Source organism: Ruegeria sp. HKCCA5929 (genome assembly GCF_013034525.1).
Classification (GTDB): domain Bacteria; phylum Pseudomonadota; class Alphaproteobacteria; order Rhodobacterales; family Rhodobacteraceae; genus Ruegeria.
In genome coordinates, this window is sequence record NZ_WQGE01000009.1 from 25,747 (window position 1) to 38,602 (window position 12,856).

The window sequence follows — 12,856 nt, forward strand, 5'->3', positions numbered from 1 at the left end:
CCGGCCCGTTGCCCGGACAACCAGGTCAGGAAACAGGTGCGCCGTATTCATTTGCGCCTTCTTGGGAAGGTCGCGTCAACCACCAGATCATCAGGATGGACAGAACCAATTGAAGAATTGAGACAACAACAATGCCGGTCACGCCCAGGACGGCCGCAGGTCCTCGCAATGCGTCAGGGTTCTCGGTCCCTTGCTCCAATACCGAGAAGAACGCCACCCCACCCAGCATAACAAAAAGCGTTGTAATGCTGAGCGCCATCGGCAGCAGCAAATACCAGCCAGGTCGTCCTGTATCATGTAGCCTTCGCCAACCGGCGGCCAGCATAGGTATGAGAACAGCCAGCTGGAAAACAGAGGACAGGACCCGAGATCCCTGGCCTGTTTCGGGGTTGGTCCCGAATATGGTCGTATCCAGCACAGCCAAAGCAGCACTCACGAGAACCACAAACAAGAAGAACCACCAGTATTCTGAGCGTATAGCCCGACCGGAGAACTGGAAGTATTTCGAGAAACACGTTTTAACGGCTTCACCAAATCCCATCTTTCAATCCCTTCATTGTTTTTGTGCGGCCTCAAACCGCTTCGCCGCTCAGGGGAACACACTCTTAGCTCCCACTTACTTTTTTGTTTGAACGCAGAGGCCTATCGTACGAGAGCGTAGAGAAATTTACGCGCGGAAAAAATATTGATTTATTAAAAATTAGATTCAAACATGCGAATTCGACACAACTTTATTTTACCTCCGTTGTTGTCGTTGCTGCTCGCTGTGCCGAGCCCTTTCGACTGCTGGAGTGAGTGCTAGCGGTCGGAAGGCACTTTACAATGATTGAGCGCTGGGAGGACGCGATGCTCAGACTTAAGGTACTCGCTCTCTTTCCAGAGTTTGCTCTAGCATTTGCTAGCGACTTCATTCGGCCTTCACACGTTAATGTCGGCCCCGATAGTCAACGAAATATCGTCCCGCCGACCAAGCCCACCGCGGCAAGTTTTGGGAAAGGTAGTCACAGGATCAAGGTATGTTCAATTGGCTGCACAGACGCGAGAGCTTCAAACAAGCGCATCCAATTTCACTAATTTCAAGGGAACCAGAGGGAGAAGAAGATGACCAACAAGATGGTGATGATTGCGGGCGCGACATGTTTCGCACTGCTTGCGGCCTGCGACGATACGAGTACATCAAGTGCGTCCGCCGAACTCACGCCGGCTCAGCAGGCGTGTTTGCGAGATGTAGCCGACACGACGAACAATTCGCAAGTCGTGGTGCTCTCATCCGCGTTTAGCGAGGCGGGAACACAGGTCACAGTCGGCGTAGGCGAGGATCGTGCTCCTTGGAATTGCATTGCTTACAGTGATGGCGCAACAGCTGGTATCGAGTTCCTGGGCGACGAAGGCGCATTGTGACCAGTTTGGTGCGCAGCTGAATACGGCTGCGCAGCACTGGCTTGATCTGCTGAGGCTCGACTTGGTTTGTAGAACCACCATCATCGTATTCGCGGTCATGTACCTGTTGGCGTTGGTTGCATTCTTGACGGGCACATTTGGCTGGTTGGGACAGGAACGAGACCCTTTGTCCGGAGTGTTCCTGCTGCCGTTGGGACTACCTTGGATACTTGTGGCGGACTTATTTTCGGATTCCGCCAAGCCGTGGTTCGCGGCGATTGCTCCGGCGCTCAACCTGTTAGCGCTGGTTTTGATTTGCAGATAGGCACGCAGATTGCGCCAGTAGTGGTGGCTGAACTCTTTCTCACCAAAAGGGAGGAAAACATGGGAAAAGTAATCTTGGGAATTGTGATCGGGCTCGTCTTCGGCGTGGTTGGGGCGATGACCTTGGGTGGCGGGGCCGCGGTGGGTGTCGGCGTTGCGACAGGCTTGTCCGCCGGTGTCTGCACCACATTGAAAGGAGCACAAGCTGAGAACCTTATCACCGCCGAGCAAGCGGATCAGATCCTCAACCGCGTAAATTCCGAAATGGCGTCACTGCAAGGAATTGAAACGACGGACGAGATCGTCGGCAGCGCGCAGGCATGCGATGAATTTCTGTCAAAGTTACGAGACGCGAAGTGAGGTTCCGCTTTGTACGGAACAAAACTCTAAGGATCAGCCAGCAAGGGACCATCTGATGAAATTCGCTGTACTCAAATTCCTCGCACCGATGATCGCAATCTCAGGCACGGCTTCTTTTGCAATGTCTGAAGCAGACGACGCGTGTATCGATCATTTGCGGCAGGTTGGTGGACCAGACGGTCAATCCGGTACGATTGAAAGCTCAGAGTTCTCAGAAGCGGGCACGCTCGTCATGCTACGAGACGCAGGCGGAACACTTTGGCGCTGCATCGCGTACAAGGATGGTAGCATCGGCGAGATGTCGGTTGTCGAAGCAATGGATGATGGTGGTGGAGCCATGGCAGGCGCCGCCGGGTCTACTGGTAGCCAACGTGTCAAATTCGATGCTGGTTCCACCGGCGCCGAACTCGTTGGTGAACTCGCGCCCGGAGCGTCACAGCAATATGTTCTCGGGGCAAAAAACGAACAGTTTCTTTACGTCCGCGTTGCTCCGCGAAATGGCTCCTTAGACTACGTTATTCGTAACCCCGATGGTTCTGAACTGTTGGGATTAATGTCGGCGGACAAGGATTATCGAGGGCAGCTTTGGCAATCTGGTGATCATGTTGTGGAGGTTATCAATCGCAGCAACTCTTCCGTCGGCTACTACGTAATTTTCGGAATTGAATAGGTGATCGACCAGAAGCCCTTGAACACGTTCCCAAAACAGCCAGGAAAAAACACATGAGAACCAATGTCCTAATGGTGATCGGCGCGGTATCTATTTCTGCGCTGGCAGCATGCGATGAGAGTGGCGGATCGGTGGATGCAAGTGCACCAACTGTGGGCAGTTCTAGCGATCTTTCGCCATTTGAAGGGGCAAGAGCGGGCCAAGCTGAAATGGGCATCCAAAGTCTCGGATTTGAACTCATCCGAAGCGAAGGGCTGACCTCGTACTGGTTTAACAAGGATACAGGTGCATGTGCTCAGATCACGACGTCTGAGGGAAGGTACTCAGATGTAGCTATGCTGCCATCAGGTGACTGCTGACAAATTTCCATCAATCCCAAATCCGAGAGAAGGAGCCCAAACTTGCAATTCGACCTGGCACACGCGGCGGTCATCGTTGTCGCCTTAATCATCACTAACCTGGCATTGAAATCGGCTGGCGTGATCAACGAAGAAAACAAGCACCAATGGAACTGGAAAGTTGTTCTAGCCTACTTCGTAGTCGTCGTTATCATCAATCTCGTGTGGCCCATCTAAAGTTTCATAACGTTAAGTTAACCGCCCACTTGAAATGGTTATCGTGAACCAGCCCTTTCGAGAGTTTATCAGGTCGGAAGAGTGTAACCATCAGAGGTTCAAGAATAGAAAGGAGTTGGCATGCGGTTATTTGCGTCCCTCATATTCATTGGTGTTCTCGCAACCGCTGCGAGTTCTGACGTGACCAGTCGAAATGGCGGTCCAACCAACAGTCAAATGCTTTTAAAGGGGGGTGACGGAGGCGTTGATGGTGTCGCTTTCTTTCGCCCAGTCTTAAGCGGAGTGTTGTATCGATCCGGTTTCAAGGGCGGCGACAAGGATCGAACTGGCCTGAGTGAAGGTCAACTCGAAACTCTGTGCGGTGAAGGATTTTCAACCGGGTTTTATGCCGACTTTGGCAAAAACACTGAATACGGTCGCACCAGTTGCGGAAACGGGTCCTTTGACTATCAAAGCGCCAGATCCTCCAGACCCGGTGCTGTCATGGCGTCCATACACGAGGTGATTGAAAACCCTGGAAAGGGCCCCGTCCTGGTACACTGCATGTGGGGCGTTCATTCCTCGGGTGCGTTGTCTGCAATGGCGCTCGTTCAGTTTTGCGGTTGGACGGAAGAAAGGGCCAAGGATTATTGGAATGATGCCCGAAACGGGGCCCCATGTTCAGGCGGGTGCGACAAGTGGATTGACACAAAGTTCTCCAACTTCAGTGTCGACCCAAAGTTGAAAATCTCCACCGAACAACAGGCAGCGATTTGCCCTAAATGATACCGGGAGGACTATCTAAATGAAGTTCAATCTTCTGGGGTCACTTGCTTTCATTGCACCCACTGCCTTGTGGGCGAGCGACGATGTTCTCGGTGAAGCCATGACATTTGTTAGTCCCAATGGTGTTACGGAACGCTGCATTCGGATCGAAAAAGTTCCAACGGGCGAGTATCGAAAAAGCGATCTTGAGGAAGAAAGGGCCTATTGCGAGATCGATTTCTATGCCTCCGAAATTGCTATTTGCCCAAAAACCTGGAGCACCAGTCCAGGAATGGCCGTCTACGATATTTCGGGAGGACCCTACACGGGGAACCGTTCTGAATTCGAGAGAAACGCTTGCAAAGAGGGGAAGGCAGCAAAAGATCTAGCCAAGGACAGGGTGGCAAAATTCAAGTCCACCATGAACCAAAAAGGCACCAGCGGAACGTTTTCCACCTCGTCGTTGCTTTACTATCATTTCTCCAGATATTTCGACACGACTGTCAGAGTTCCAGTCGCCGTTTGGCGTAGCATGGACGCCCAGGCGCATTTTTCCGAAGTCGCAGAGCCTGGCCTGGCGATCTCTGGTGGTTCGCATGGTGGGCGCATGAATCACGAAGGCTGGCGGGTCTTCGCAGCAGCGGATGCTGACCCGAACTCATACCAACCGACCGATGATCTATTCACCGCAGATCGAAAGCAAATATACGGTGTTCTGCTTGATAGCCCTGGACATCGATACGGCTCGGAAATCAACGGCACCCGAAAATCTGGTTGGGGAAAAGGACAAAACCGTGATTTTCAGGAAACCCCCGCTTTCTTGGCTTTGCGTTCTTCAAATCCATTGTTAGAGGCAATCGCAGAGGGCGTCGGAGAAGGCAGAAAAGACCGGATGATCAACAAGGATCTCGGTCCCGATGTTAGCGACCAACAGATGGCATTTTGGATGAAAGAACTTACCGAGATTGTTCTCCTCGATTTCATCTTTAGCCAGCAGGACCGCGTAGGAAACATAGACTTCACACCCTATTGGTATTGGGTCGAAGACGGAAAGCTGAAGCATAAGAAAGCGAAGCACCATCAGCCAAAGGATGGAGATGTTCCTGCCAACGCGCTTTTGATCCGTCGAAGCAATCTAAACGACAACGATGCTGGGGGGCGGGTCGAGTATGCCAACTTCGCGAAATCTACTCAAATGCTGGAGAAAATGCGCCACTTTTCTCCAAGCACGTACCGGCGCTTGGTTACATTGAATAGTGACCTGCAAACGCAAGGCCCGGTTTATGACTGGCTATCGCAAAGCTTAGGGTTGTCAGGCAGTCAGATTGCACAAGTTGTCAAAAACACTGCGCTGGCAACGTCCATCCTCCAGAGCAATTGTTCTAGTGGTGATTTGATGTTCGACTTGGATCCTGTCGCATTCTTTTTGAGAAACGACACCGAGGTAGAGGTTGTGGATTGTAATGACCCTTAAGCGTTCTGCCCTTGTTGCGGTGATCATTTGGACCAATCTGCTCGCCAGCAAAGGGGCGGCATTGGATGTCATCGTCATATCGGATTTGAACGGAAGCTACGGTTCGGTAAGATACGATGCCCGCGTCGACAAAGCGATTGAGCGGATAGTCGAGATTGATCCAGATCTGGTTATTTCGACCGGAGATATGGTTGCGGGACAGCGCATCCCCAACTTATCCGACAAACAGGTCAGGGAGATGTGGAAGGCGTTTCACGAGGCCGTATCAGATCCTTTAGAGGCTGCCGGCATTCCATTTGCGGTCACGCCAGGAAACCATGATGCCTCCGCCTACCGTGGGTTCGAGCGTGAAAGAAAAATATACGCAGAGGAATGGACACCGAGAAAACCAGACGTCGATTTTCTGGTTTCGGATGACTACCCGTTCTTCTACGCTTTTGAGATGCAGGGCGTAACGTTTGCGTCTTTGGACGCTACGACCTTGGGACCTCTATCCGGCGACCAGCAGGACAGGCTTGAGGAACTGGGCGCAAATGGAGACCCGATTGTCACTTTCAGTCACCTCCCACTCTGGCCCTTCGCGATTCAGCGCGAACGCGAAATCATCGGTGACCCAACACTTGAAAAGATCTACCTGGAAAGCGGTGTCGTTCTGCACCTTTCAGGCCACCATCATGCCTTCTATCCAGGTTGGAAAGACGGCGTGGCTTATGTCTCCCAGGCTTGCTTGGGCGGTGGCCCGCGGCGGCTTATTGGCGATAACGCCAGATCACCTCATAGCTTCACTCATGTTACATTCCAGCCAAACGGAGAATTTGGGATAGCAGTATATCGAGGACCTGATTTCGAAAGGTCGGTAAATTTCAAGTCGCTCCCGAAAGAGATCAGATCCCCGAATGCGGTGTTGAAACGCTTAGACCTTGTTAAATGACTAAAGGTTGAGTTTCAGTTCGACTTTTTCAGGAACCAGATCGTTTATCATCTCTTCTATCCGAGCTTCTGAAAGTCCACCCGAGGTGATGAACAGCAATGAAACGCGAGATTTTCCGGGGACGTGGTGTTTTCTGACCAGCTTCCATCCAGCGTCTGCGGCCATAGCTTCAATGGCGCCGCTGACATTCAACGAGTGCTCTTCGTCTGAGGCCTTGAGGGAAATCTCTACACCCTTGTTTCTTCCACCAAGCCAAATGAAACACCAACATACAACCGCCACCAGTGTGGCCATCAGCGGCAAGCCCAGACCGACCGCAAGACCAAGAACGGTCACGATTATCATTTCGACAGTGTCCACCGGATCATCGAGATTGGAGCGGAACCTGAGCAACGCGCCGATGCCAAAGATAACGAAACCGATCATTGAACCGTGCTGAACTACCAGAAAACCAACCGCCATACCGATAAGCGCATACAGGAAGAAAAGCCTTGGCATAACTATGTCGCGGACGCTTCTACGGGCTTTACGTCTCACCGGATGATAGACGATCAAGCCAGCCAGAATGATCGTGACGATCACATCGAGCGTGAAGAAATACAGTTCCTGTTTGCCACGAAACTGCGTCCACCGGCGTTCGATAACGATTTCCGACCCCGAAGCCCCGGCCAGCATCGTCGCAGGGTCGACTTGTGACACCGCAGCACCTGGCAACAGCAGCATCAACAACACGGTCACAAATGTGAGGGTCGTATTCAACTTGTCTTCCTTCCTGCTCACGCCAAAGGCTTACGCTTCACCAAAGGCACATCGTGCCCTATTCAATTCAATCGCAACAGGCGGGATCAGGTAAAGAGATTACCGTGCATTCTTCGGACATCGCGTCCGGACTGTGATACGAACGCTGATACAAGGATATGGTCCAAGCGCGAGAAAACCCAATGTCAGAACACAAGCTGCTTCGGTCGAAACTTGGGTTTTCACGGTGCTTCCCCAAGCTTGGAACACTAGCTTCTTTTGCAAGCGCTACTGTTGCATTTCTGGCATGGATCGAGCTCGCCCACGCCGAGAGTCCCGGTTTGACTCTCATCGACTCATTCAAGGTGGCGGATAAATCGGAAGGCTTCTCGGAGCCTTCCGGATTGTCTCTGTCCAACGCGGAAGGCTTCTTATGGTCAGTAAGCGACGCTGAACCTAAACTGCACCTACTTGGAATCGACGGGGCATTAGGAAACTCATTCAAGCTGCCTTCATTGGCGGGATCAGATCTGGAGGGCGTCGCATCACGAAAAGATGGGTCTGTTTTAGTACTTCAGGAAACTGATCGATCAATTCTAGTCGTTCACCCGACAGACCCCATTCAACTAACTACAATCCCTCTCACATCTCTCAAAGGCTACTCGGACGCCTCTGAATTTCTCGTCGGCAACCCTTTGAACAAGGGACCCGAAGGCATCGCCGTTGACCCGGAATCTGGGCTGGTCTTTGTTGGCATTGAGGGACAACCAAGGTTGTTAATGGTGTTATCGCCAGAACTAGACGAAATTGTTGAGATTATTCCTTTAGCCCGCGATGCAGGTTTTATCTCCGAACGTGTAGATGATAATGAACTGGATTTGAGTGGCCTGGCATGGTCTCGGTCCTCGCGTTCACTTTGGATTGTGAGTGACAAAAGCCGTCAGATCTTCGTCTACAATCCAAAATCCAAGTCAGTAAAGTCTATCAGTTTGACGTTCTCAGAAGATGGCAAACAAAAGGAAGTTAAACATCCCGAAGGGATCGCTCTCGATGAGACCAAAGGGCTTCTCTACATCCTGACAGACGATGCCAAGAAATCGCGGCTCTATGTTTTTAATATCCCCAAATTTTGATCGCTGGGGAATGAAGCTCACATCGCCACAATAGCTTCCGCAAGTTGTTGCAGCTAGATTACTACTCCTCTTCGTTGGTGCGCCCTAATCAGAACCGAACACTTAAGTTTGCACCGAGGCCATGCTCTTGGCCGTTGGAGCGAACTGAATAGCCATATCCTGCCGTTAGTCTGGCCAGATCAGAGATCTGATACCCTAGCCCCAGGCCAAGAACGAAGCCATTTGCTCCTCGGTTTTGACCGACTTGCGTGAATGTCCCAAATATCGGGCTCGTGACAGTGATTTCGTGTTCACTGTCCTTGTTGGCAAAAAAATCGTACTCGTAACGAGCAAAGGCGATTGGGGTTAGCACACCATTCTCTGTCAAGAAATCCCGCTGGTAGTCAACTCCAATGGAAGCGACCAGAGACTCTGCGTTCGCTTTTTCAATAGAGTAGTTGAAATCGCCGCCGCCGGTTTCTGTGCCTGAACCTTGTTGAATACGCCCGTAGTTCAGTCCAAAAACCGTAGAAACCCTTGCACCGCTGTCCAGGTTAAACAGCTTTCGTGCCTGGATACCGGCGTGGATTCCCTCTTGGTCCAAATCGGACTTTGCCTCGCCTCCGGTAAAGCCATCAACAGAAGGGTTATTCCGCTTGGCGTCGGTTTCACCGAACATGTAACCGATCAGTCCGGAGAACTCCCAAGTTCCGGTTGTTGTACGCCCATAGACGCCCACATGATAGCTGTCGGTCGAAAAGTCCTGATTGACTTGATCGTGTTCATCCATGGAGGATGTCCCAAAACCTGCGTACACGCCGACCACACCTCTATCGGTGCTTGCGACATCCGCTCCGACCAAAATGGTGCCCAGCGAATAGTCGAATGTCCCAAGGCCATTGCTTCCATCAACGTCCCCGCTCACATAGGCCGTGTCGATCCACCAGCGCCGATCAGAGCAGTCTATTGCGCCACTAGGGCTCTGGGCCGAGTCGATGTCGCCTTCTGCAACGGGTTGATCCGCATTGCTGAAGCCAACCGCTTGATACTTGCGGCAGTCAGCATGGCTCAGCACAGTGTTTGTTATCAGGTCAAGTTGCTCAAGCCCAACGGTCAAATTGGAGGAATAGGGTTCTGCGTGCACACGATTAAACCCAGCCAAACCTGAATTGGTAAGCGTGTTAACGGTATTACCCAGGGTTGAGCCATTGGTCAGATAAGCTCCAGGTGACGTGTTTGTGGTGTTAGCCACCGCACCAGCAAGGTTGCTTGCATTGGGAGATCCAACAACTGATGGATGTTGTGGTAAACTCGAGACGGGGAGGGTCGAAAACGCTATGTCGATTCTACCGTCCGCGGTTGGCGTGTTTGAGATACTCAGACTGGATAGGGCGGGCAGAGATCCTCCGGCAACAAGAGTTGGGGAGTTTCCATCGAAGCGCGAGGCTTGAAAAACCGTGTAGTCGTTGCCAGCAGCATAGTCCTGCGCAGTCAGGCCGGGAAGAGCGGCTTCGACTTGTATAGTGGCGCGGTTAATCCCTGTAACGGGCCCGCTGGATGACACCAAATCGGCTTTCTGACCGGCCGTCGGATCGACTTCACTTAAGATCCTTGACCCAGTTTCAAATGCGATACCGCCACTATTGTTAAGCGTACCAATTGAAAAGCCCGGCGAAAGCACCCCTCCGTTCTTAACTGTGAAGTTGAATGCGTTCACGGTTCCCGTTCCGGCCAGCGTGCCAAAATTCTCAAAGTTTACGGTGTTCAAATTACTTGCTGCATCCAGCCGAACGGTCGTGCCCGCCGCTATCGCCATGTCACTGGTTGAAGAAATCGAACTATTCGTCAGTGTGAAATCAGAAGCCTCGGCAACCCGGGTTTGGATATAGTACGCCCCGAAAACCACTTCGGTAGCCCCCATAACGGTAAGGTTGTCGTAGGTTAACGGTCGGTCTGACTGGAAGTAAACTTCAGTGGGGTCGATATTCGCGCCGTTGAACGGAACGAACGTCATTGATCTGCCGGAACCAATCGAAGTTCCAATGAGGTTCACTCTGAGCTTCCCGTTGATGTTTGTTGCCAACGCTTCCCGGGATACAAAGTCTCCGCTGCCTGCGGCGACATCAACATTCAGAAGAGTTAAAACTGAAGCATTGCTTGGAACGGTATTTTGGCCAGGAACATACAACTCAATTTCACCTGAGGACGTGATAGAGGAGTTACCAATTGTAAGTCCTGTTATGGGTCCGTTTGGGATCGGCAGACACGTGCGTTCCGTCGTTGAGATTGTTTGATTGATGCGAGTGCTTTCAGATCCAGAAGAGTACTCAATTCGAGGAGAACCTAATTCTACGCAGGCCTGTGAGCTTTGGGCTTGTACTTTGGTTGGCGACATCAAATAAGCCAAGATTAAGAATGCGATATTCGCCAGAGTGATGCGCTGAGCAATTCGACTTAGTGGGAACGGCCTATTGTTTGTCACCAACTTTCTCCTCTCGCGGTACAAGCGAAGCTACCTCAACTTAGGACTTGAAAAACAAAGTTTATCATTTTGGATTTTTTGTTGTGGCATATGAGCAAGCTCACAACACGGGAAGGTCTGCGCAATGCAGACCTGCTCGTGCATTTACTGCGAGGCAAGACAAGCCGGGTTTTACATTCCGACCATACCCACCTTTGCGTAAAAGCAATCGCAAAAGGTCAAGCCTTGAAACGATTTTCCCTAGCTTGATGGGCGCTGAACAGCACCATTGAGTATAGGCATGGATCATTGGATTTAGGAGTCGATAGCTAAGATCAATGCAGATGCTCACCGCTCCGCCGATACGCACCTTCTCAAGCTAGTAGGCCAAAACTTCTGGACCGAGATTGATCTGATCGAGGGCGCGTCCCTTATTCAGAAACTCGACGAAACCAATTTGAAGTTTGAGTTTCAGAGTTTGCCAATTTTCGACAAGATCTGAAAGCTGGTTGACTGACACCAAGAGAATGAAACAATAAACTGAGCAATGACACGGAGTACGAAGATACTGTTGGCGCTCACCGTATTGACGGTCGGATTATGCATGTTCCTAGCGGGACGTGCGGTCGAACGTTACCAATATGAGGAGGCCTGCCTAGATTTGGGCGGAGGTCGCCATCCTGGAGATTACCCGATTTGCGTTTTGGAACAGCGTTCTAACTGACGGACGCGTCTCAGTCACGCGGTGATTGGAACAACGAAACTACGAGCACAACGACGCCAATTGCTGCGAGAATGAAAGTCAGCGGCAAAAAGAAGCTTTCTTGCAGAACGCCGTTTGGGTCGACACCGCCATAAAACAGGTGCTCTGAAAGCCCACTTAGTGCTGCAAGGAAAAGGATGACGATACCAAAAAGGCGAAGTTTGGTCATGTCAGGTCTCCAAGGGAATGGGCCAATAGTTAGCATCGTTTTTCATACCTGTGAATTGAGGAGCCTAGTTCTTCAATACCTTGATTGCATCGCAATCCAGCCGTAGGCGCGTATAATGCGAATATGACAAGAGATATTGAAGCAAGCGCTAAGTCAATCGCTGATGCCCTGACCTCTGCCCAGCAGATATCTAAACTGTCCTCAGAGGCCGAACAGCTAACGCTGGATGACGCTTATTCGATTGCAAGTCGCGTCCGAGAGCTACAGGGCAAAAAGAGAGTTGGCCGCAAGGTCGGCTTCACGAACCGCACGATTTGGCCTGTTTATGGTGTAGATCAACCCATTTGGGGAGAGGTCTACGCAGATGGGCTGTTTTCGACTGATCAGCCGGTAAACTTGGCAAGGTATTCAGAACCGAGAATCGAACCAGAAATCGTACTAGGCCTTGGCTATGCCCCGACGGCTGAAATGAACAATGAGCAGTTGGCAGGTTGCGTGGAGTGGGTGGCCCCGGGATTTGAAATTGTTCAATCGATTTATCCCAACTGGAAATTCTCGGTCGAAGACTCAATCGCAGCACAAGGATTGCACGGCTGCCTTGTTCTTGGCGACAAAATCGCGGCGACGCATGATGTTTTGATCGGCTTGGCCGAAGTGCCACTAGCATTGTTCAAGGGCACCGAGGCTATCGAGTCCGGCAAGGGTGAAAACGCGCTCGGCGGCCCAATTGAAGTCCTGGCTCATCTTGTGTCTCTGCTCTCCGAAGCCGACCAGCTTCAAGCAGGCGAGCTGGTTACAACTGGCACATTGACGGACGCATGGCCAGTGTCGCCGGGCGAACAATGGTCAGCTGGTTTTGGTGGCGTGATGGACACCGAGCTATCGGTACGATTTACATGAGGCTTTGATAGATTGGTGAAGCCGACTGCATCAAAGAAAAGCTGCTCTCAATAGCTGACCATGATGGTCTTCCACTGGTTTCATCAATTCTGGGAAGCAAATTACACGATGCTATCCAAATCAGATTACATGATGTTTCTCAGGCACCCTGCCTGGCTATGGATCAAAAAACACGCCAGGCATCTGTTGCCGCCAATTGACCCCTCATTGCAAGCACGCTTTGACGAGGGGCACGCGTTTGCGCCTTTTGCAGAG

Annotated in this window: 14 protein-coding genes; 10 read left to right on the plus strand and 4 right to left on the minus strand. The window is 51.4% G+C overall.

Features of this window, described 5'->3' with window-relative positions; translation table 11 throughout:
• Positions 1-25: 25 nt before the first annotated feature.
• Positions 26-541 carry a DUF805 domain-containing protein gene (locus tag GOV90_RS18130; RefSeq protein WP_171096443.1) on the minus strand — a complete coding sequence of 172 codons (516 nt, stop codon included), beginning with the start codon at positions 539-541 and terminating at the stop codon, positions 26-28.
• Between the two features lie 560 nt (positions 542-1,101).
• Here GOV90_RS18130 and GOV90_RS18135 point away from each other — a divergent pair.
• The 8 genes from GOV90_RS18135 to GOV90_RS18170 all read left to right on the plus strand — a co-directional run bounded on the left by GOV90_RS18135 (position 1,102) and on the right by GOV90_RS18170 (position 6,458).
• Positions 1,102-1,401, plus strand: a complete 300-nt coding sequence (locus GOV90_RS18135) for a hypothetical protein (protein WP_171096445.1) — start codon at positions 1,102-1,104, stop codon at positions 1,399-1,401.
• Positions 1,352-1,705 (plus strand): hypothetical protein, encoded by a 354-nt coding sequence (locus GOV90_RS18140; RefSeq protein ID WP_171096446.1) that lies wholly within the window; start codon positions 1,352-1,354, stop codon positions 1,703-1,705. Before GOV90_RS18135 ends, GOV90_RS18140 begins: the two co-directional genes overlap by 50 nt.
• A gap of 59 nt (positions 1,706-1,764) precedes the next feature.
• A complete protein-coding gene (locus tag GOV90_RS18145; protein ID WP_171096448.1) occupies positions 1,765-2,064 on the plus strand; it encodes a hypothetical protein in 300 nt (99 codons plus the stop codon).
• A gap of 55 nt (positions 2,065-2,119) precedes the next feature.
• Positions 2,120-2,734 (plus strand): hypothetical protein, encoded by a 615-nt coding sequence (locus tag GOV90_RS18150; RefSeq protein WP_171096450.1) that lies wholly within the window; start codon positions 2,120-2,122, stop codon positions 2,732-2,734.
• Positions 2,735-2,787: 53 nt separating this feature from the next.
• Positions 2,788-3,093 (plus strand): hypothetical protein, encoded by a 306-nt coding sequence (locus tag GOV90_RS18155; protein ID WP_171096451.1) that lies wholly within the window; start codon positions 2,788-2,790, stop codon positions 3,091-3,093.
• A 42-nt stretch (positions 3,094-3,135) separates the two neighbouring features.
• Positions 3,136-3,309, plus strand: a complete 174-nt coding sequence (locus GOV90_RS18160; protein ID WP_157054209.1) for a hypothetical protein — start codon at positions 3,136-3,138, stop codon at positions 3,307-3,309.
• Between the two features lie 784 nt (positions 3,310-4,093).
• The gene (locus GOV90_RS18165; protein ID WP_171096453.1) at positions 4,094-5,527 is read left to right on the plus strand and encodes a hypothetical protein; all 1,434 of its coding nucleotides are present in this window, start codon (positions 4,094-4,096) and stop codon (positions 5,525-5,527) included.
• The gene (locus GOV90_RS18170) at positions 5,517-6,458 is read left to right on the plus strand and encodes a metallophosphoesterase (protein ID WP_171096455.1); all 942 of its coding nucleotides are present in this window, start codon (positions 5,517-5,519) and stop codon (positions 6,456-6,458) included. Before GOV90_RS18165 ends, GOV90_RS18170 begins: the two co-directional genes overlap by 11 nt.
• Here the strand turns inward: GOV90_RS18170 and GOV90_RS18175 are convergent, their stop codons facing one another.
• The gene (locus GOV90_RS18175) at positions 6,459-7,217 is read right to left on the minus strand and encodes a hypothetical protein (protein WP_010443773.1); all 759 of its coding nucleotides are present in this window, start codon (positions 7,215-7,217) and stop codon (positions 6,459-6,461) included. It abuts the gene before it with no gap.
• A 182-nt stretch (positions 7,218-7,399) separates the two neighbouring features.
• Here GOV90_RS18175 and GOV90_RS18180 point away from each other — a divergent pair, with 182 nt between their 5' ends.
• Positions 7,400-8,329 carry an SdiA-regulated domain-containing protein gene (locus tag GOV90_RS18180; protein ID WP_171096457.1) on the plus strand — a complete coding sequence of 310 codons (930 nt, stop codon included), beginning with the start codon at positions 7,400-7,402 and terminating at the stop codon, positions 8,327-8,329.
• Positions 8,330-8,417: 88 nt separating this feature from the next.
• Here the strand turns inward: GOV90_RS18180 and GOV90_RS18185 are convergent, their stop codons facing one another.
• Together GOV90_RS18185 and GOV90_RS18190 are read right to left on the minus strand one after the other, a co-directional pair.
• Positions 8,418-10,790: an autotransporter outer membrane beta-barrel domain-containing protein gene (locus GOV90_RS18185; protein ID WP_256367993.1), complete on the minus strand. Its 2,373-nt coding sequence runs from the start codon at positions 10,788-10,790 to the stop codon at positions 8,418-8,420.
• A 713-nt stretch (positions 10,791-11,503) separates the two neighbouring features.
• Positions 11,504-11,701, minus strand: coding sequence for a DUF3955 domain-containing protein (locus GOV90_RS18190; RefSeq protein WP_170408632.1), 198 nt, complete (start codon positions 11,699-11,701; stop codon positions 11,504-11,506).
• 123 nt (positions 11,702-11,824) lie between these two features.
• Between GOV90_RS18190 and GOV90_RS18195 the strand changes: the two genes are divergently transcribed.
• Positions 11,825-12,601, plus strand: coding sequence for a 2-keto-4-pentenoate hydratase (locus GOV90_RS18195; protein WP_171096458.1), 777 nt, complete (start codon positions 11,825-11,827; stop codon positions 12,599-12,601).
• The last annotated feature ends 255 nt before the right edge of the window (positions 12,602-12,856 follow it).

Coding starts and splice junctions, on each gene's coding strand:
- GOV90_RS18180 (WP_171096457.1), top strand. CDS start 7,400: ATGTCAGAACACAAGCTGCTTCGGTCGAAACTTGGGTTTTCACGGTGC.
- GOV90_RS18140 (WP_171096446.1), top strand. CDS start 1,352: ATGGCGCAACAGCTGGTATCGAGTTCCTGGGCGACGAAGGCGCATTGT.
- GOV90_RS18150 (WP_171096450.1), top strand. CDS start 2,120: ATGAAATTCGCTGTACTCAAATTCCTCGCACCGATGATCGCAATCTCA.
- GOV90_RS18130 (WP_171096443.1), bottom strand. CDS start 541: ATGGGATTTGGTGAAGCCGTTAAAACGTGTTTCTCGAAATACTTCCAG.
- GOV90_RS18170 (WP_171096455.1), top strand. CDS start 5,517: ATGACCCTTAAGCGTTCTGCCCTTGTTGCGGTGATCATTTGGACCAAT.
- GOV90_RS18195 (WP_171096458.1), top strand. CDS start 11,825: ATGACAAGAGATATTGAAGCAAGCGCTAAGTCAATCGCTGATGCCCTG.
- GOV90_RS18155 (WP_171096451.1), top strand. CDS start 2,788: ATGAGAACCAATGTCCTAATGGTGATCGGCGCGGTATCTATTTCTGCG.
- GOV90_RS18165 (WP_171096453.1), top strand. CDS start 4,094: ATGAAGTTCAATCTTCTGGGGTCACTTGCTTTCATTGCACCCACTGCC.
- GOV90_RS18190 (WP_170408632.1), bottom strand. CDS start 11,701: ATGACCAAACTTCGCCTTTTTGGTATCGTCATCCTTTTCCTTGCAGCA.
- GOV90_RS18145 (WP_171096448.1), top strand. CDS start 1,765: ATGGGAAAAGTAATCTTGGGAATTGTGATCGGGCTCGTCTTCGGCGTG.
- GOV90_RS18135 (WP_171096445.1), top strand. CDS start 1,102: ATGACCAACAAGATGGTGATGATTGCGGGCGCGACATGTTTCGCACTG.